Origin of the sequence: Pelomonas sp. V22 (assembly GCF_030014915.1) — a bacterium.
Lineage (GTDB): Bacteria > Pseudomonadota > Gammaproteobacteria > Burkholderiales > Burkholderiaceae_C > JAUASW01.
In genome coordinates, this window is record NZ_JAGIXS010000003.1 from 1 (window position 1) to 17,523 (window position 17,523).

A 17,523-nucleotide genomic window follows, 5' to 3' on the forward strand; every position below is an offset into this window, starting at 1 on the left:
AATCACCCAGTGATTCGCAAATCACGTCTCACTGTGAATTCCACCGACCGTGGTGGGCGGGGTTTTGCAGACCTTCCCTAGCCGCCGCATTGCTCTCTCTATATTCTTGATGGATGGATAGCTGTAGTCGCCAAGGATCTCTGCGCCGGTAAAAGGAACCAACGCAATGGCAGGATTAATCATTGAGCCAGCCGAGCCGATGAAAGACCGCTCAACGGCAGCAAGGAGAGATTGCTCGTCACCGCCGGAAATTTTTGCACCAAATGCGGCTTGCAGGCTAGACTTAAGCACAAAGAGATGCGCTCGCAGTCTTGTGGGAATCGGCAGTGCAGATGGGGAGTGGTTGCTATATAAGCGAGCAACTCGATCAATCATATCGACGAAGTAGTTTTCAAGTTCGGCGTGCGAGAGAAATATGGAGGCTGCGAACGCATATTCCCTAACGTCACTCGGCACGCCGACCTGTGCAGCTGAATAGGCTCGTTGAGTTATTTCGTCGACCGCGGCTATTAAATCTTTCCGGGGTTGACTAATGCTGTAAGCCATCGACCTATTTCGCCAAGATCTTCTTTAGCGCCGACACGCGCACCCGCAGCTGCGATTCGTCGCTCGTCGCAATGCTTATTGACTTGCGAAACGTCTCGTCAGACATAAAGGCGTTAACTAGCGCATCACAAACAGCTTTCTCTGACTTCTTTGTAACCTTCCCTTCGGCGCTCAATTGACGCATGGCAATCATCTCTGCATCGTACAGCGCCGAATTAAAACTGCTTTCGATGTTGCCGGCGGCGTCGAATATCTTGAAAGCTTTCTCGCCGAATTTCTCCTTTACTAGTGCAAGAGTTTCTTCGAAAGAGGCTTGCAGACGATCAAGTTCCGCTTGGTCGATAGATCTATTGGAGTCGGCAAAAGAGTTGATGAACCCAGCCAAAGGTTTTTTGTATTCGGAGAATTTTTCGGACAGGGCCCAGAAGCGTAGAACCAGCTCTTCGGCTTTCATGCGCTTGTCTAACTTAATTTCAAGCGCTGTTGAGAAGCCGGTTGCCTTAACTACAGTTGTAGCCAGGTTTATTAGGTCCCCATAGTACAAGCCATGCCTCAATTCCTGAGGCGTCAGCTTCACGGCGCCGGTGTTCAGTCTCTCGAACACATCGAACTTAACTTGCGGATGTGTGTCCTTAAGGATCACGATGCAGCGGAGTGTCCTGTTAATTATGTGCCGTTGCATCCGTGAGTCGAGTTGGTGAAACCTATTTCCGTCGAGTTCTGGATAAGCGGTTAGTCCCTTTAGCGGGAATTCGTTATTCAAATATCTCGAGATTGAAGTAAGGCGCTGATTGCCATCAATAACAGATAGCCTTTCGTCGGGTTCTTGATTTAGGTAAATTACGGGGACGGGGCATTGAATAATTAAGGACTCGATCAAGCGAGATGCCTGTGGGTCAGTCCATACATATCTGCGCTGGAAGCTAGGAACAAACACGGATCCATCTTTGATTTTCTCCACCATTGTTGCAACAGTGAAGTCGTATGTTTCAGTATGCAGTTTTCGCTGCTCGGGTGGAATGCTTAATATCCCATCAGCAAACTCTTGCTGATCTAGAGCTTCAGGAAAAAGAATGTCTGCTAGCGCGGTGCTTGGAGTCTTTTTGGCCATTTTTTTTCCGAGTTCGCGCCCTGGGTCGGCGCGTTGGGTTGGCTGCACGGCGTTCGTGCCTGGTCATAGTAAAGGCTACACAAATAACATATTTTGTGTTGCGTGGCTGCTGGCAGGCGAATTACCGTGTGAGGCAGGAGGGGATGTGGTTTCAGATGTGAATTGAAGCCCCCGCGATGGCTATTTTGTTAGCTCCGGCACCCTAATTGAGCATTCGGCAAATGCCTTTGCAATTATGGGCTTCAATCCTACCCCTCCCTGCTGAATATTGATAATAGGTACGCGCAGATCTCGGAAGCCGTCAACAACGGATTGCGGAACGTCTGCATCGGTAAGAATGGCAAGTATGGGTGCGTCTTCGCGAGTGGCAGTGGCTTCCTCAAAGCGCCGTAGTATTCCATACAGATCTGAAAATCCCAAGAAATTACGCGCTCGCTTCACCTCAAAGTAAATGGAAAGACCAGACCTTGAGGTCGAAACTATGTCCCATCGATACTTTCGATTTGGTGTGTCGTCCAATACGTCGGAAGACGATGCTGGAAATATTTTCCGGAGTTCTTGGAAAAGAATTGAACTTAACTCAGCCTCTGTAAGAGGCCGTTGCGAATGAAGAATGTCACGTAGCTTCATGTGCATTCCAGATGATTGAATCGGTCGGTCGCTTCGTCAGCTCAATGGCAGTTTTGGCTAGCAGCAGGAGAAGATAAGCTAAGGAGACTGCTTTCGCTTCTTCCAAGTAGCCAGGGAACCATTGCTTGGACGCAAATATGAGAAGCACCCCAACGATGAATGCTAGAAACTCAGGCCAGATAGCAGTGAAGACGTCCACCCATCCCCGGTAGGGGCGACCAGTAATGTATGTCTGGTCATCTGACAGGGACTTCAGAGAGATTGACCATTCCCCCTTCATCCCCTTGCCTTTCATGGTGTTTTGCAATTGCGATACAACATTCCCAAGAGCAATTCTGAGGTCGCCACCTGGTTCGGACTCAACGATGATTTCGAAATTTGATTCGTTCGACCATAAGAAGAGTGCCTGGGCATCTCGACATGGGGCGCAATCATAGACGGCCATCACGCGGAAGCGATCTGTTAATGATTGAAGCTTACTGTGGGCAGCTCTATTGCCTGCTGCTGGCGCAGGAAATGCCTGACTCGCCATTTCCTGCAGCGCCGGCTTAGCCAAGCTCGTCTTTAGGTTGTTGACGCGTATGGATGCAAACATCAGTACTCTGGTTTCTACTAGTTATTTCTCAGCCGTATCGATAGGTGTTGCCGCACAACCGGCGTACTGCTAATGCAGAGGCCTGCTGGATATCTTCTTAATCAGGGCCGTATGTGGAACTTGTTCGCACTTTCGAGCCCGTTGGATCTTATTGATCCTACATCCGCCGGTCTAGTGTCCATTGAGATGACGCATCGTCGCGTGGTACTCCGATGGAGAAAGCGGGCGAGACGGGCGCCAGCAACCGCAAGGGCTGACACATTGATGTGCGGCTATCCAAGAAACTTCAGCGCAGCTCGTAGTGTTGCTATCTGCTTCTTCAGCTGAGCCGCGTTATGGCTGTGGTCCAAGAATGCGCATGCTTCGTTGAAGGACTGGAAAGCAAAGTTGTTGAGCACATGAAATCGGAGCAAATGCTCGACGTACTTCTTGAGCTGAAACACTTCTATCTCCATGTCCTCGCCAACTTTGCCGGCGTGAACAGATCGGTTCCTGTATCGGCGCAGATGCTCTAGCACTAGGCGATGGCGTTGGCCGTCGCTAAAGATGAAGGATGCGCGCCGTATGGTCTTTTCGTAGCTATCGCGACCGGTGCCGGTCAACAACTCAAGGACACCCCAAAGCTTGACAACTGAAGCGTCCAAATCATTTGTGTCTAGGCATCTAGCGTAGCGGATGAGTGCGTCCTCAATCGTTGCACGATACGGCAGCCGAACCATCTTTCGCCTGAAGATCGCGACATTGGACAGGACCTTGCTGCCAGCTGTTCTTAGATTGAGGAATGAATGTCCCTGGGTGTATTGCGGGTCGTACCAATACAGGTCGATGTCTGTGTTGTCCCCATTCGGGCGATGAAGCGTATGAAGCGGTCCAAGTCGTACCTGGTTGACTGGGGTCTGTGGCCCACCGTAAGTCTTTCGCCAGCCGGTGTTTGCAAACAGATTGAGCTCGCCACGCAGAAGATCGAGAGCATCAAGTGCTTTAGTGCCAGCTTCAAAGCTTGAGCGGGCGTCGACACGGATACGGACCCATTGCTTTAGGTCATCCTTGGGGACGCCGACGCAGGATTTCCCACGGGCAAAGGCCTCTGTTCGTTGATCTAGGAACCGCGACGGGAGCTTTGAAGGGAAAGATATCGTGCAGCCGTGGATGCTTACCTTTGGTATCTGCCCTCCGCTGGCTATACCGATCGTAGTGACAAGAATGAACGGCGTCTCGGGCTTGGCTAGGTGTAGACGGACGTCCCTTTGAACTGCCCTGAGCACGCTTTGAGTGGCGTGATCGGGGTTACCCCGCTGGGCATTAACTGCCTTAGAAATGATCGACGTCTTGGTTTCCCACGCCAAATCAGGGTCGAAGCGCAGCATGGTCCTGGCAACTGCTACACAGTCTTCCAGACTCCCGGGGCCATGGTGTACGCCCCTGCCAGAAGCCTCAACGCCCTTTGTCAACATGGTCTCAAAGACGCTCAGGTCAAAGCCTTCGTCCCACTTGATCTTCATAGGCTTTCTGCGTAGTAGTTGGTCAACTCTACCGCGTGAGTTCAACTGCTAGTATCAAGCTGACTCGGGTTGCCTTTGGCTTCTGCTGCCGGCTGGGCCGTCCGCACGGGAGTATTGCCGCGCAGGTCCCTCGATAGACCGGGCTAGAGAAGTCGTCCGTGGAAAGATGTTGGCTCGGGCCAGCACGGCGAGGCAGACAAGGTTTGGAAGAGGGTGCTCTATGGTGACCGGGGAAGTCATTCAACAGGTATTCGCGATCCGCACTGCGGTCGGCTTTGGTACAGCTTTTACGGGCATGCTCGACGGGCTGCAGTACTTGATCACCGCGCGGCATGTGCTCGATGGAGATCAGGCGCAAGACCTGACCCGACTAAGCCAGATCGAAATCATGCATGATCGCCAATGGAAGCCGGTAGCCTGTCAGCTGACTTGGGCTGGCGGCGACGATTGCGACATCGCCGTTCTGGCTCTGCCGCAACTGCTAACAAATTATAGAAATGTGGTTCTTGGCAGTGCCGGTCTCGCTTTGGGTCAAGAAGTCCACTTTCTGGGTTTTCCGTATGGCATGAGGCCAGATGCCGGGCAGCTCAACAATGGCTACCCACTTCCATACGTGAAGCGAGCGATTGTCTCGATGCTGGACTTCATGCCGGATCAGCCCAACATCGTTCTTGACGGCATTAACAATCCAGGGTTCTCTGGCGGACCGGTCGTTTTCAGGAACGCGGATCGTGGTTGGCAAGTGGCAGGCGTTATTTCCGGCAACAACACCGTGCGCGAACCAATCTACGCTGCAGACACGGATGTGGAGACTGGCTACGTCTACGAGGCAAACACAGGCCTGATCGATGTCAGTGGTATAGGGCAGGCGCTGGACGGCATACGCGAAAATCCAAACGGATTTAGATCCTAGAGGTGCCTTGGGATGGCGCCGTCAACGCGGCGGAGCGATAGATGCACTATCGCAAGCGGGGGCAGGCTTCGACACTTGTCGCTGACACCTTCGAACATCAATCGTTCGGTACAAAGAAAAAGCCCCACAAGCTTTCACCTGCGGGGCTTCTCTATCTGGCTCCTCGACCTGGGCTCGAACCAGGGACCTACGGATTAACAGTCCGGCGCTCTACCGACTGAGCTATCGAGGAATTGATCGGTACTTCTTGTCTTCTTGCAAATTAAAGCCGCTGCAACATGCGAAGCAGCGGCTTCATCTTTGCTGCACGTTACCGTGCAAATTCTGTGGCTCCTCGACCTGGGCTCGAACCAGGGACCTACGGATTAACAGTCCGGCGCTCTACCGACTGAGCTATCGAGGAACAGAGCCTTGCATTATAGACCAGATTTTTGGAGCTTTACAAGCTCAGCTCCAGGCTGGCTCTCCAGGTGCGAGGAGCGAGCGGATAGAGGTAGACGTGTTCGTACTGGTAGGGCGATTCCTTCCAGGCACGCTTGTCGGCGAGGTTGTCCACACCCACTCGCCAGATCCACAGCTGGCGGCCCACTTGGTGCTCGTAGCGAAGCGCGGCATCGAGGCGGGTCCAGGCGGGGATCTGCAGGCTGTTGTCGGGCAGCACTTCGCGCGAGCCCTCGCGCAGCAGGCCGAGCTGGGCCTGCAGGCCGGTCATCAGCTGCTGGCGGGCCTGCAGCTTGATCGTGGTCTCGGGCACGTTGGTCGGGCGCAGGCCGTTGAGCCCGCTGCTCGCGCTGCCTTCGTTGCGGGCATGCAGCTTCATCAGGCTTGCCAGCAGGCCGCCGCCATTCCACTTGAAATCGGTCTGAGCCTCGATGCCGCGATGGCGGGCATCACCATCGGCGCGGCGCACGCAGCTGTTCGCGGCCGAGTCGCATTTGCCGATGTCGCGCCAGGCCGGGCGTTGGATGTCGAAGGCAGCGATGGACCAGTCCACCGTCTTGCTGCCCGACTTCAGGCCGATCTCGAGCTGCTCGCTCTTCAAGGCAGGCAAGGCCTGACCCCGGTTGCTGTAGCGGGCGCGATTGGGCGCCACCTCGCTCTCGATGCCCTGGCCCCAGCTGGCGTAGGCCATCAGCCGCGAGTCGAACGCATAGCTCAGGCCGAGCCAGGGCGTGGTGAAGCTCTGCTCATAGCTGGTGGCGCGGGTGTCGCTGGTGTTGACGCGGTAGCTGCTGCGCTCGATGCGGCTGTGGCGCAGGCCGAGCCAGGCGCTCAGTTGCGGGCTCAGATCAATGGCGTCACGAAGGTAGAACTCGCGGCTGCGTTCATCGCGATTGGTGTTGGCGTCATTCAACGTGCCATCGGCCGTGGTGCGCGGCAGGCCGGAGATGTTGCCGGTGCCCGCCCAGTTGTAGGCCTGGCCCTGGAAGCGGCTCCAGAAACGCGTGAACAGCACGCCGGTCGTGAGCTTGTGGCGCAGACCGCCCGCCTCGATGGAGCCGCTCAGCGAGAAGTCGGTGGCATCGCTGTTGCGGCGCTCGTTCTCGCTGCGGAAGTCGTATTGATCGAAGTCGCCGTTCGGGCAGTAGCTGGAGGCCCAGTAAGTGCCATCCGCCGCGCTGCAACCAAAGGCATAGGCCAGGCGGTCGTCGGTCTTCAGGCGCTGCGCTCCCCAATGGGCCTGCGCCTTCCAGTCGCCGCTCAGTCGCTGTTGCCAGCGCAGCGAAGCCTGGCTGTTGTCGAACACCACCGGCTGGCTCCAGCTCTGGTTGTTCAGGTTGGTGCGCGGGTCGATGCTCTTGGCGTCCGGCAGCTTGGTGCCGAGCAGGCTGAAGCCGGGCTGGCTCAGCTGGGTCTGCTTGTTCAGCTCGAACTCGGCTTCCAGCAGCGTATCGGGCGAAAGGCGCCAATCGCCGGCCAGGGCAAACAGATGGCGCTGACCCTTCACGTCACGCAGTTCGGGTTTCACCATGGCGGTGCTCGCGTTCAGGCGCAGACCGAACTCCTTGCTGCTGCCGAAGCGGTGGCTCAGGTCGGCGGCGGCCTCGACCGTGCCGCGCTCGCTGACGCTCAGTGTGGTGCTGTGCAGTTCCAGCGTCGGTCGTTTGACCAGCATGTTGACGATGCCGCCCGGCGCGCTGGTGCCAGCCTGGATGCCGCTGCTGCCCTTGAGCACTTCGATGCTCGCCTTGTTGCCCAAAGCCAATGCTGTCTCGGCATCGATGGGCAGGCCGTCGCGGCGGTAGTTGAAGCGGTTGTCCAGGTCGAAGCCGCGGACTTTCAGGTAGGAGACATAGCCCAGCGAGTTGTAGGCGTCGCCAATGCTGGCATCGAGTGCCGTGATGCCGGCCAGCGTGTTGATGCCGCTGTTCAGCAGCTGTTCGCTGCCGAGCAGCGTGGCCTGCAAGGGCAGCTTGGCCACCGGCGTGTCGCCGAAGCCGCCGACCTGCACGGGAGCTTCAGAGCGGCCGGTGATGGAGACGGTGGGGAGTTGCTGGGCAGACGCGGCTGTGCTGAGCAGGGCCAGGGCAGCGGCAATGCGGTTCAAGGAAAGTGGGTGTGCCATCGAAATGCTCGAGCGATGGCAGGTCGGCAAACGCGTGATGCGATACAGGTCCGGAGACGTCGATGGCCTGTTCGTTTTCGGCTGCTTCCCTGCGCGAGGATTACCTCAATCAGGTTCAAAGGGACTGTCTCAGTCGAGCCTTGCGGCTCAACACCCCTAGCGAAGGCCTCATTCCACGGGGGAGCGAGGCGAGCAACATTGTAGTGCCGTCATAAAAAAGGCCCGCACGTGGCGGGCCTTCTGTGATGCAGCGAGCGCTCAGTCGAAGACAGGCGAATCGACGCCCAGCACCTTGTGCAGCTTCGGGCTGGTGGTCGTGTACTGCAGGTGGATGCGCTTCTCCGGGAAGATGTAGGGCGCGGCGCCGAAGGCGGCAAGGGCGCACTCGTGGAAGCCCGACAGGATCAGCTTCTTCTTGCCCGGGTAGGTGTTCACGTCGCCCACGGCGAAGATGCCGGGCACCGAGGTTTCGAACTTCTCGGTGTCGACGACGATCTGCTTGCGCTCCAGGGCCAGGCCCCACTCGGCGATGGGGCCGAGCTTCGGGCTAAGGCCGAAGAACACCAGCACTTCATCGCAGGGCACGACGCGCGTGACGCCGTCGCCGCCGGTGACCTTCACGCCCTTGAGCTGGCCATCGGCTTCGTCGATGTCGGTCACCTGGCCGACCAGGAACTGCATCTCGTAGGCGTCGCAGAGTTCCTTCATCTTCGCCACCGAGGCGGGCGCGGCGCGGAAGCCGTCGCGGCGGTGCAGGAGGATGACGCTCTCGGCCTTGTTGGCGCTGCCGTCGTCATTGCCGGCGCAGAAGTTCAGGGCCCAGTCCAGGGCCGAGTCGCCACCACCAACGATCAGCAGGTTCTTGCCCGCGAACTGTGCCGGGTTGCGCACGCGGTAGTGCAGCTGGGTGTCGGTGTACTTCTCGATGCCGTCGACCTTCAGCGTGCGCGGCTGGAACGAGCCCACGCCGCCGGCGATGAAGATGGTCTTGGTCAGGAAGCTCGTGCCCTTGCTGGTCTCGACGTAGAAGCGGCCGTCTTCCTGCTTCTGGACCGTGGTCACTTCCTGGCCCAGGTGGAAGGTCGCGCCAAAGGGCTCGATCTGCTTGAGCAGGTTGTCGGTCAGTTCCTTGCCGGTGCAGATGGGCACTGCCGGGATGTCGTAGATCGGCTTGTCGGGGTAGAGCTCGATGCACTGGCCGCCGGGGTAGGCCAGCGAGTCGATGATGTGAGCCTTGACCTCCAGGAGGCCCAGCTCGAACACCTGGAACAGGCCCACCGGGCCGGCACCGACGATGACGGCATCGGTCTCGATGGGTCCGCCATGGGCGACGGCGGTCTTGGTGATCTCTGCGTTCACTTGAGGTTCCATGTCAGGGCGCGCAGCTCGTGGCCGCGATTTCGGTCAGTCTTGGATTGATTCGTTCAGCGGATCAATTCGGGCAGCTTGCCCGTCTTGTCCTTCCAGTCGTCGGCATCGGGCAGCGCAGGCTTGCGCTTGGTGATGCTGGGCCACTTCTTGGCCAGATCGGCATTGAGCTTGATCATGTGCTGCTGGTTGCCGGGCACGTCCTCTTCCGGGACGATGGCATTGACCGGGCACTCGGGAATGCAGACCGCGCAGTCGATGCATTCATCCGGATCGATGGTGAGGAAATTCGGGCCCTCACGGAAGCAGTCAACGGGGCAGACATCAACGCAATCGGTGTACTTGCAGCGGATGCAGGCTTCGGTAACGACGTGGGTCATGGAGGCAGCTCGGTTTTTGTGGGCCCAGCCTCGGCGCAGGACGCAACCGGGGCAAAGCGCGGATTTTAGTCGTTCAGGGTAAGTACCCGGGCTTGATGCTGATCTAGTCCCGTGGACTTGATGGCTTTTTTGCGCACGGGGACCAGTTGGCGGGCACCGGCGCCCACGGTCACGACCGTCGGCCGCCCCTTGTGCAAGAGGGCGGCGGCGGCCAGGTCGGCCACCAGATGATCGCTGGAAAGCGCATCGGCACAGCCAGCCCGCGAGACCACCAGGGCCGGCGTGTCGGCCGGCCAGCCGGCCTGCTGCAGCTTGCGGGCGAGCGCACCGAGCTGGCGGCCGGCCATGTAGAACACCTCGGTGTCGGCGCTCTTCAGGGCCTGCAGGTCGCCGTCCTTGGTCATGGCCGTGGTCAGGCTGACGCTGCGGCCCTTGCCGCGGCGGGTCAAGGGGCGCTGAGCGTGAGCGGCGGCGGCGATGGCGGCGGTCACGCCGGGCACGACCTCGCTCTCGATGCCCGCCTCGGCCAGGGCGATCAGTTCTTCCTCCAGGCGGCCGAAGATGCTGGCGTCGCCGCCCTTGAGACGCACGACCACCGCATGAAGCCGGGCCTGCTTGACCAGCAAGGCATTGATCGCCGTCTGGGCGGTGGAGTCGCAGAAGCCGCGCTTGCCCACGTCCAGCCACTCGGCCTTCGGCGCGAACTCGCGCAGGGCCGGGTCGGTGAGGGCGTCGAACAGCACCACTTCGGCTTGCTGCAGCGCGCGGGCGCCGCGCAGCGTGATCAGGTCGGCGGCACCAGGGCCGGCGCTGACGAAGATGACTTTTCCGCTCATGGGGCTCACCTCACCAGCAGCGCACCCGAGGTGCGGTTGGACGTCGGGTCCACGACGATCAGCGCGCCACCCACGCGGTTCTCGCTGTAGGGCTCCACCGGCAATGCCTGCTGCACCTCGATGCGAACGTGGCCGATCTCGTTCACTGCAATTTCGCTCGCCTCAGTCTCTGCCAGCGTGTGGATGTCCAGCTTGTGCTCGATGGCCGTGATCCGCGCCTGCACCCAGCGGTTGCCATGGCGCACCCAGTACTTGCGGCCCACTTGCGCCGGCTCGGTATCGAGCCAGGCCAGCGTCGCTTCAAACGCCTGCCTGGGCTCGCTACTCCCCGGCGTCACGATCCAGTCGCCCCGGCTCACGTCCAGCTGGCGGTCCAGCAGAAGACCTGCGGATTCGCCGGCCACGCTGTAGGGCACCGTCTCGCCCGCCTTGCGCACCTCGGCCACGATGGCCTTCTGTCCACTGGGCAGCACCTGGATCTCGTCGCCGGCCTTGACCTGCCCATGGGCAATGCGGCCCCACAGCGTGCGTGGCTGATGGCCCGTGCCGTCGCCATTGGTCGCCACGTACTGCACCGGGATGGCCAGGCGTCCTTCGACCTTCTCCTGCACCGTCGGCAGGGACTCGAGGACTTGTAAGAGCGATGGGCCGTTGTACCAGGCAGCATCCAGCGGCTGGGTCACGTTGTCGCCGCGCAGGGCCGAGACCGGCACGATGGCCGTCACCGCGATGCCGGCTTCTTCCGCAAACTTGCGCAGCGCCGTGCTCACCTTGGCATAGCCCTGGGCCGGGTTCTCCAGCGCATCGATCTTGTTGATCGCGAACACGATGCTCGGCACCCGCAGCAGGTGGGCCAGCAGGCTGTGCCGGCGCGTCTGCGGCAGCAGCGTGATCTCTTCTTCTTCCAGCTTCAGCTTGGTGATGTCCACCAGCACGACCGCCGCATCCGACCCTGCTGCTGCCGTGACCATGTTGCGCGTGTACTGCTCATGGCCCGGTGCATCGGCAATGATGAACTTGCGCGTCTTGGTGGCGAAGTAGCGGTAGGCCACGTCGATGGTGATGCCTTGCTCGCGCTCGGCCTCCAGGCCGTCGGTCAGCAAGGACAGATCGATAGGCGCACCGGCGGCGCGCTTCTCCAAGGTGTCCAGTTGGTCGGCCAGGATCGCGCGGCTGTCGAACAGCAGGCGACCGATGAGCGTGCTCTTGCCATCGTCCACGCTGCCGGCAGTCAGGAAGCGCAGCGCGCGGTGCTGGGTGTCCACGTCTTGTTCGTGGATGAGATTGTTCAGAACGGCAGACATCAGAAGTAGCCCTCTTTCTTGCGGCGCTCCATCGAGGCCTCGCTGGTGCGGTCGTCCATGCGCGTGGCGCCACGCTCGCTCACGGTGACGGTCAATGTCTCGGCCACGATGTCCGAGGCCGTGGCGGCGTCACTCTCCACCGGGCAGGTGCAGGTCATGTCGCCCACGGTGCGGAAGCGCACGGTGGCGGTCTCGACGGTCTCGCCGGCTTCGGGCGGTGTCACCTCGGTCAACGGCACCAGCAGGCCCTTGCGGCGGATCACCGAGCGCTCATGGGCGTAGTACAGGCTAGGCAGCGGGATGTTCTCGCGAGCCAGGTACAGCCACACGTCCAGCTCCGTCCAGTTCGAGATCGGGAAGGCGCGGAAGTGCTCGCCCGGGCGGATGCGGGTGTTGAACAGGTTCCACAGCTCCGGGCGCTGTTCCTTGGGCTGCCATTGGCCGAAGGAGTCGCGGTGGCTGAAGATGCGTTCCTTGGCGCGGGCTTTTTCTTCATCGCGGCGGGCGCCGCCGATCAGCACGTCGAAGCGGTGCTCTTCGATGGCTTCCAGCAGGACCACGGTCTGGTGGCCGTTGCGGGATTCCAGCGGGTGGGCCAAACGGACCGTGCCACGGGCGATGGAATCTTCCAGGTGACCGACGACCAGGCGCTCGCCCATTTCCTCGACACGGCGGTCGCGGAACTCAATCACCTCGGGGAAGTTGTGGCCCGTGTCCACGTGCAGCAGCGGGAAGGGCAGCTTGCCCTTGAACTCGTTGCCTGACACGCGTTGCTTGAAGGCCTTCTCGGCCAGGCGCAAGACCACGCAGGAATCCTTGCCGCCCGAAAACAGCAGCGCGGGCCGCTCGAACGAGGCTGCCACCTCGCGCAGGATGAAGATGGCTTCTTCCTCGAGATGATCCAGGTGGCGGTGATCGACCGCCGGCAACAACTTGTCCAGGCTCACAGAGGCATTCATGCCGAAACTCCGGTCTTCAAATCTTCATTCGAACGGGCCTTGTGCAGGCCGCATTCCTTGGCGTTCTCATCCTCCCACCACCAGCGTCCGGCGCGGAAGTCCTCACCCACAGCAATGGCCCGCGTGCAGGGCTCGCAGCCTATGCTGGGCATGAACTTGTCATGCAGCGCGTTGTAGGGCACGTCGTTCTTCTCGATGTAGTGCCAGACGTCGGCCCAGCTCCACTCGGCCAGCACATTGAGCTTGATGCGGCCCTGGCCGTCGGGCTCGCTGAAGGGCACCTCGGCGCGGTTGCTGGATTGCTCGCGGCGCAGGCCGGTGATCCAGGCCGTGCGGCCGGCCAGCATGCGCGACAGCGGCTCCAGCTTGCGCAGGCCGCAGCAGGCCTTGCGAAGGGCCAGGCTCTCGTACATGGCGCGCTCGCCGTTGGTACGGACGAAATGGATCACTTGTTCCTCGGCCGGCTTGAACACGGCGACCTTCAGGCCCACGCGGGATTCGATCTGCGGAATCAGGGCCAGCGTTTCGGCGTGCAGCTTGCCGGTGTCCAGCGTGGCGACGTCGATCGCCAGGCCGTGACGGGCGATCAGGTCGGTGATGACCATGTCTTCCGCGCCGAGGCTGGTGGACTGGATCAGGGCCGGGCCGTAAGCGGCCGCCGCATTGCGCAGCAGCTCGACGCTCTTGGCCAGGCGCGCCTCGAAGCCGGCGGTCTCGCGGGCATAGAGGGCCGCAGCCGAGCTGCCGCTGCTTGCGCCGGGCAGGAATGACAGGCTGCTTGTCTCACTCATGCCGCCACCTTGGCAAACACCGGCTGCGGTTGCAGGACATCACCCTGGTAGTGAGCAGGGAAGAAGGCGAGCGCGCGGCGGGCGGCGTCCAGGCTCTGGTCGGCGCGCAGCTGCACGGCGTCGAAGCCGCAGCGCTGCAAGAGCGGCAGCATGTCGACCAGCACCTCGCCGGTGGCGCGGATCTCACCGGCAAAGCGGTAGCGCGAACGCAGCAGACGGGCTTGCGAATAGGCGCGGCCATCCACCCACTTCGGGAACTGCAGAACGATCAGCGAGAGGCGCGGCAGGTCGGCCACCAGGCCTTCGATATCGAAATCATTCGCCAGCTCGATGGCGGTTGCCAGGCCAGCGGGCCAGTGCTCGCGCACGGCATGCCATTGCTCCAGCGTCAGCAAGCGGTGCGAGGTGGTCGGCGGATGCGGGCTCGGGCCGTCTTCGCCCTGCACGCGCTGCCAGCTGTCTTGATGGGTGTCGATGAATTTCATGATCTTCAGGCAATCAATCAGGCAGTCGCGTGGGCGGGGGCGGTGGACGTGCGGCGGGCATTGGCCGGGCCCTTGAAGGGCTCGATGCCGACGCGGCGCACGGTGTCGATGAAGCGCTCGCCGGCTTCGCGTTCCAGGCGGTAGGTTTCGACGATGGACTCGATCACCTCGCTGACCTCGTCGGCTGCGAACGAGGGGCCGATGACCTTGCCGGCTTGCGACTTGCCCGAGAGCGTGGAACCGTCCGAGCCTCCCAGCGAGACCTGGTACCACTCCTTGCCGTCCTTGTCGACGCCGAGGATGCCGATGTGGCCGCTGTGGTGGTGGCCGCAGCTGTTGATGCAGCCGCTGATGTGCAGGTCGATGTCGCCGATGTCGTAGAGCTCGTCCAGGTCCTGGAAGCGCTCGGTGATCTCGCTGGCGATGGGGATGGAGCGGGCGTTGGCCAGCGCGCAGAAGTCGCCGCCGGGGCAGGCGATCATGTCGGTCAAGAGGCCGATGTTGGGCGTGGCGAAGCCGTTGGCCTTGGCCGCTTCGAACACCGCCGGCAGGTCGGCTTCTCGCACCCAGGGCAGCAGCAGGTTCTGGTCGTGCGTCACGCGCAGCTCGCCCTGGCTGAACTGGTCGGCCAGGCCGGCAGCGGCTTCCATCTGCGCGTCGGTCGCGTCGCCAGGCGGCAGGCCCACGCGCTTCAGCGACAGCGTCACGCCGCGATAGCCGCTGAGGCGATGGCCGTGCACATTGCGCTCCAGCCAGCGCTTGTAGGCGGGAGTAGCGCCTTCGAAGATGTCGAGCGCCGGCACGGCTTGCACGCCAGCGGGCACGACGAAGCTCGCCGCCACGCGGTCCAGCTCGGCCTGCGGAATCAGGTGCTCATGGCCACCCGCGTCGTCGGCGAGGATCAGGCGGAACTCTTCGTTCACCGCGTCGAAGAACTTCTGGCCTTCGGCCTTCACGAGGATCTTGATGCGGGCCTTGTAGGCGTTGTCGCGGCGGCCGTAGCGGTTGTAGACGCGCACGATGGCCTCGATGTAGACGAGGATCTGCTGCCAGGGCAGGAAGGCGTGGATCTCCTGCGCCACGATGGGCGTGCGGCCCATGCCGCCGCCGACCAGCACCTGGAAGCCGACTTCGCCGGCCTCGTTCTTCTTCAGCTGCAGGCCGATGTCGTGCCAGGCGATGGCGGCGCGGTCTTCAACAGCGCCCGAGATGGCGATCTTGAACTTGCGCGGCAGGAAGGCGAACTCGGGGTGCAGCGTGCTCCACTGGCGCAGCACCTCGGCGTAGGGGCGCGGGTCGACGATCTCGTCGGCGGCCACGCCGGCCAGGCCGTCGCTGGTGATGTTGCGGATGCAGTTGCCGCTGGTCTGGATGCCGTGCATGTCCACGTCGGCCAGCAGGTCCATCACGTCGGCCGATTGCGTCAGCGGGATCCAGTTGTATTGCAGGTTCTGGCGCGTGGTGAAGTGGCCGTAGCCGCGGTCATGCACGCGGGCAATGCGGGCCAGCTGGCGAAGCTGCTTGCTCGAGAGCACGCCGTAGGGCACGGCCACGCGCAGCATCGGCGCATGGCGCTGCACATACCAGCCGTTCTGCAGGCGCAGCGGGCGGAACTCGTCGTCACTCAAGCTGCCTGCGATGTTGCGTTCCAGCTGATCGCGGAACTGCGCGGCGCGGGCGCGGACGAACTGGCGGTCGAAGTCGGTGTAGGCGTACATATTCGTATTCAGTGAATGACTTTCCAGCCGGCCAGGAGGAGCGAGGCGCAGAGCAGGGCACGGACGGCGCCATCGGGCAGGCGGCGGGTGAGCTGGGCACCGAGCCAGATGCCGGGCACTGAGCCGATGACCAGCGGCACCAAGAGGGCCCAGTCCACATGGCCCAGCGTGGCATGGCCAATGCCGGCCACCAGGGTCAGCGGCACCGCATGGGCGATGTCGCTGCCGACGATGTAGCGGGCCTCGAGGCGGGGATAGATCAGCAGGATCAGCGTCGCGCCAATCGCGCCAGCGCCGATGGAGGAGAGCGACACCAGCACGCCGAGGATGGCGCCGGCGGCGATGGTGAGCGCCGGCTTGCGGGTGTCAGGGATGAAGTGTTCGAGCTTCAGGCCGAGGGTCTGCCAGCTCTTCTTGAAGGCCACGACCACGGCCGTCAGCAGGAGGGCAATGCCGAGCGAGAAGCTGAGGGCTGCGGCCCAGCCCTTGGTGATGCCGGTGAGATGCATCAGGGCCACGGTGGCGAGCGAGGCGGGGATGGAGCCGGCCAAGAGGCGGCCAGTGATGTCCCAGCGCACATGGCCGTGGCGGGCATGGGCCACCGAGCCGGAGACCTTGGTCAGCGCAGCGAACCACAGGTCCGTGCCGATGGCCATCGCCGGGCTCAGCCGGAACACCGACAGCAGCAGGGGCGTCATCAGCGAGCCGCCACCCACGCCGGTGATACCGACGATGGCGCCGACGCCAAATCCGCTGACAACCGCAATCCAGTCCAAAGCCGCTCCCGCTGGGCTGGGCTACCCCCGTGGCAACCCTAGGCGGCGGACTTTATCGACGCTTTATATATAAGCAAACTAAAAAATCGTTGTGGCTATATTCAAATCAAGAATAAAGATCAAGGGCGGGCCAGTTGGATCAGCGCCGCGACTTGTTCGGTGATGCGGGGCGGCACCGGCTCCTCGCCGGCCAGCAGGGCCTGGATCAGCCGGGCGTTGGTGCTCGCTTCGCATTCGGGCGAGAGCGGCCAATCGATGTCGCTCGTGTCAGCCGGGTGCAGGTCCTGGCGAACGCCATCGGCAAAACCGACCAGGTGGGCGCGGCGGCGCAGGTGGGCGTAGGCCTCGCCTTCGCTGGCGCGCATCAGCAGGGCGCGGCCGCCGCTGGCGGTCAGGAGCGGCAATGCCTGGCCCAGGCTGTCCAGGTATTCGGGATGGGTCACGGCCACGACCCGCACGCTGCGGCCTGGTGCGGCGTCCAGCAGCTTGGCCACGCTGTGGCCGCTGTTGCGCACGCCGAGGCGCGGGCGCAGGGCCATCAGTTTGTCGAGACCCGGGTTCAGGGACGCCAGCGGCAGGCTGGCGATGCGCTTGCTGGCGAGCTGCGCCGAGGCCTCGCTCACGTTGGCTGACAGCGGCAAGCCCAGCGCTGCCAGCAGCTCGAACGGGCTCTGCCGGCTGTCGAAATCATGCCGGCCATGGATCAGCACCGGCACGCCCTCGCGGGCCAGCAGCAGCGCCACGAGCGGCATCAGATTGGCCTGCTTGCGGGCGCCGTTGAAGCTGGGCAGCAGCACACAGCGCGGGCCTTCGGGCACCTGTACGTGGCTTGTGCGCGCCTGCATCGCGCGCTCGAAGGCCAGCAGCTCCTCGGCACTCTCGCCCTTGATGCGCAGGGAGAGGAGGATGCCGCCGAGTTCCATGTCGGGCACCTGGCCATCCAGGATCGCGCCGAACAGCGCCTCGGCCTGCTCGGCCGTCATGTCGCGGGCGCCGCGCGCGCCTCGGCCAATTTCCTTGATCAGTGCGGGGTACAGCATCGG

At 61.8% G+C, this 17,523-nt stretch carries 17 protein-coding genes, 2 tRNA genes and 1 riboswitch; of the genes, 1 reads left to right on the plus strand and 18 read right to left on the minus strand.

The window, feature by feature from the left end; genetic code table 11:
* Positions 1-21: 21 nt before the first annotated feature.
* The 5 genes from J7U46_RS12360 to J7U46_RS12380 all read right to left on the minus strand — a co-directional run bounded on the left by J7U46_RS12360 (position 22) and on the right by J7U46_RS12380 (position 4,384).
* On the minus strand, positions 22-546 hold the full coding sequence (locus J7U46_RS12360; protein ID WP_282826235.1) for a hypothetical protein: 525 nt from the start codon (positions 544-546) through the stop codon (positions 22-24).
* A gap of 4 nt (positions 547-550) precedes the next feature.
* Positions 551-1,705, minus strand: coding sequence for a DUF262 domain-containing protein (locus J7U46_RS12365; protein ID WP_282826237.1), 1,155 nt, complete (start codon positions 1,703-1,705; stop codon positions 551-553).
* Between the two features lie 132 nt (positions 1,706-1,837).
* Entirely contained in the window at positions 1,838-2,287 is a 450-nt protein-coding gene (locus tag J7U46_RS12370) for a hypothetical protein (RefSeq protein WP_282826241.1), read from the minus strand.
* Positions 2,274-2,882, minus strand: a complete 609-nt coding sequence (locus tag J7U46_RS12375; RefSeq protein WP_282826243.1) for a hypothetical protein — start codon at positions 2,880-2,882, stop codon at positions 2,274-2,276. The genes J7U46_RS12370 and J7U46_RS12375 overlap by 14 nt, the downstream gene beginning before the upstream one ends.
* A 272-nt stretch (positions 2,883-3,154) precedes the next feature.
* Positions 3,155-4,384, minus strand: a complete 1,230-nt coding sequence (locus tag J7U46_RS12380) for a hypothetical protein (RefSeq protein ID WP_282826245.1) — start codon at positions 4,382-4,384, stop codon at positions 3,155-3,157.
* 220 nt (positions 4,385-4,604) lie between these two features.
* On the opposite strand from J7U46_RS12380, the gene J7U46_RS12385 reads away from it, so the two are divergent.
* Positions 4,605-5,297: a serine protease gene (locus J7U46_RS12385; protein ID WP_282826247.1), complete on the plus strand. Its 693-nt coding sequence runs from the start codon at positions 4,605-4,607 to the stop codon at positions 5,295-5,297.
* 156 nt (positions 5,298-5,453) lie between these two features.
* Here the strand turns inward: J7U46_RS12385 and J7U46_RS12390 are convergent.
* The 13 genes from J7U46_RS12390 to ybiB all read right to left on the minus strand — a co-directional run bounded on the left by J7U46_RS12390 (position 5,454) and on the right by ybiB (position 17,520).
* Positions 5,454-5,529, minus strand: a tRNA-Asn gene (locus J7U46_RS12390).
* A 95-nt stretch (positions 5,530-5,624) separates the two neighbouring features.
* Positions 5,625-5,700, minus strand: a tRNA-Asn gene (locus tag J7U46_RS12395).
* Positions 5,701-5,736: 36 nt separating this feature from the next.
* Positions 5,737-7,863: a TonB-dependent receptor gene (locus tag J7U46_RS12400; protein ID WP_282826249.1), complete on the minus strand. Its 2,127-nt coding sequence runs from the start codon at positions 7,861-7,863 to the stop codon at positions 5,737-5,739.
* 69 nt (positions 7,864-7,932) lie between these two features.
* A riboswitch (TPP riboswitch) is annotated at positions 7,933-8,031 on the minus strand.
* A 90-nt stretch (positions 8,032-8,121) separates the two neighbouring features.
* Positions 8,122-9,234 carry an NAD(P)/FAD-dependent oxidoreductase gene (locus J7U46_RS12405; RefSeq protein WP_282826251.1) on the minus strand — a complete coding sequence of 371 codons (1,113 nt, stop codon included), beginning with the start codon at positions 9,232-9,234 and terminating at the stop codon, positions 8,122-8,124.
* Between the two features lie 53 nt (positions 9,235-9,287).
* The gene (gene fdxA, locus J7U46_RS12410) at positions 9,288-9,611 is read right to left on the minus strand and encodes a ferredoxin FdxA (RefSeq protein ID WP_282826253.1); all 324 of its coding nucleotides are present in this window, start codon (positions 9,609-9,611) and stop codon (positions 9,288-9,290) included.
* 65 nt (positions 9,612-9,676) lie between these two features.
* Positions 9,677-10,447 carry a uroporphyrinogen-III C-methyltransferase gene (gene cobA, locus J7U46_RS12415; RefSeq protein WP_282826255.1) on the minus strand — a complete coding sequence of 257 codons (771 nt, stop codon included), beginning with the start codon at positions 10,445-10,447 and terminating at the stop codon, positions 9,677-9,679.
* A 5-nt stretch (positions 10,448-10,452) separates the two neighbouring features.
* Positions 10,453-11,751 carry a GTP-binding protein gene (locus J7U46_RS12420; protein ID WP_282826256.1) on the minus strand — a complete coding sequence of 433 codons (1,299 nt, stop codon included), beginning with the start codon at positions 11,749-11,751 and terminating at the stop codon, positions 10,453-10,455.
* Positions 11,751-12,710 carry a sulfate adenylyltransferase subunit CysD gene (gene cysD / locus J7U46_RS12425; protein ID WP_282826258.1) on the minus strand — a complete coding sequence of 320 codons (960 nt, stop codon included), beginning with the start codon at positions 12,708-12,710 and terminating at the stop codon, positions 11,751-11,753. Before cysD ends, J7U46_RS12420 begins: the two co-directional genes overlap by 1 nt.
* Positions 12,707-13,501, minus strand: a complete 795-nt coding sequence (locus J7U46_RS12430) for a phosphoadenylyl-sulfate reductase (protein WP_282826260.1) — start codon at positions 13,499-13,501, stop codon at positions 12,707-12,709. The genes cysD and J7U46_RS12430 overlap by 4 nt, the downstream gene beginning before the upstream one ends.
* Complete coding sequence (locus J7U46_RS12435; protein WP_282826261.1) at positions 13,498-13,986, minus strand: DUF934 domain-containing protein; 489 nt, start codon at positions 13,984-13,986, stop codon at positions 13,498-13,500. The genes J7U46_RS12430 and J7U46_RS12435 overlap by 4 nt, the downstream gene beginning before the upstream one ends.
* A gap of 17 nt (positions 13,987-14,003) precedes the next feature.
* Complete coding sequence (locus J7U46_RS12440; protein WP_282826262.1) at positions 14,004-15,704, minus strand: nitrite/sulfite reductase; 1,701 nt, start codon at positions 15,702-15,704, stop codon at positions 14,004-14,006.
* Between the two features lie 8 nt (positions 15,705-15,712).
* Positions 15,713-16,480 carry a sulfite exporter TauE/SafE family protein gene (locus J7U46_RS12445; protein WP_282826264.1) on the minus strand — a complete coding sequence of 256 codons (768 nt, stop codon included), beginning with the start codon at positions 16,478-16,480 and terminating at the stop codon, positions 15,713-15,715.
* A 119-nt stretch (positions 16,481-16,599) separates the two neighbouring features.
* Positions 16,600-17,520: a DNA-binding protein YbiB gene (gene ybiB, locus J7U46_RS12450; RefSeq protein WP_282826266.1), complete on the minus strand. Its 921-nt coding sequence runs from the start codon at positions 17,518-17,520 to the stop codon at positions 16,600-16,602.
* Positions 17,521-17,523: the final 3 nt, after the last annotated feature.

What these genes read in the sequence shown, in the direction of transcription:
- J7U46_RS12420 (WP_282826256.1), bottom strand. Translation starts at nt 11,751, where the DNA reads ATGTCTGCCGTTCTGAACAATCTCATCCACGAACAAGACGTGGACACC.
- J7U46_RS12360 (WP_282826235.1), bottom strand. Translation starts at nt 546, where the DNA reads ATGGCTTACAGCATTAGTCAACCCCGGAAAGATTTAATAGCCGCGGTC.
- J7U46_RS12370 (WP_282826241.1), bottom strand. Translation starts at nt 2,287, where the DNA reads ATGAAGCTACGTGACATTCTTCATTCGCAACGGCCTCTTACAGAGGCT.
- cobA (WP_282826255.1), bottom strand. Translation starts at nt 10,447, where the DNA reads ATGAGCGGAAAAGTCATCTTCGTCAGCGCCGGCCCTGGTGCCGCCGAC.
- J7U46_RS12430 (WP_282826260.1), bottom strand. Translation starts at nt 13,501, where the DNA reads ATGAGTGAGACAAGCAGCCTGTCATTCCTGCCCGGCGCAAGCAGCGGC.
- J7U46_RS12405 (WP_282826251.1), bottom strand. Translation starts at nt 9,234, where the DNA reads ATGGAACCTCAAGTGAACGCAGAGATCACCAAGACCGCCGTCGCCCAT.
- J7U46_RS12385 (WP_282826247.1), top strand. Translation starts at nt 4,605, where the DNA reads ATGGTGACCGGGGAAGTCATTCAACAGGTATTCGCGATCCGCACTGCG.
- J7U46_RS12375 (WP_282826243.1), bottom strand. Translation starts at nt 2,882, where the DNA reads ATGTTTGCATCCATACGCGTCAACAACCTAAAGACGAGCTTGGCTAAG.
- J7U46_RS12440 (WP_282826262.1), bottom strand. Translation starts at nt 15,704, where the DNA reads ATGTACGCCTACACCGACTTCGACCGCCAGTTCGTCCGCGCCCGCGCC.
- J7U46_RS12435 (WP_282826261.1), bottom strand. Translation starts at nt 13,986, where the DNA reads ATGAAATTCATCGACACCCATCAAGACAGCTGGCAGCGCGTGCAGGGC.
- fdxA (WP_282826253.1), bottom strand. Translation starts at nt 9,611, where the DNA reads ATGACCCACGTCGTTACCGAAGCCTGCATCCGCTGCAAGTACACCGAT.
- ybiB (WP_282826266.1), bottom strand. Translation starts at nt 17,520, where the DNA reads ATGCTGTACCCCGCACTGATCAAGGAAATTGGCCGAGGCGCGCGCGGC.
- J7U46_RS12400 (WP_282826249.1), bottom strand. Translation starts at nt 7,863, where the DNA reads ATGGCACACCCACTTTCCTTGAACCGCATTGCCGCTGCCCTGGCCCTG.
- cysD (WP_282826258.1), bottom strand. Translation starts at nt 12,710, where the DNA reads ATGAATGCCTCTGTGAGCCTGGACAAGTTGTTGCCGGCGGTCGATCAC.
- J7U46_RS12380 (WP_282826245.1), bottom strand. Translation starts at nt 4,384, where the DNA reads ATGAAGATCAAGTGGGACGAAGGCTTTGACCTGAGCGTCTTTGAGACC.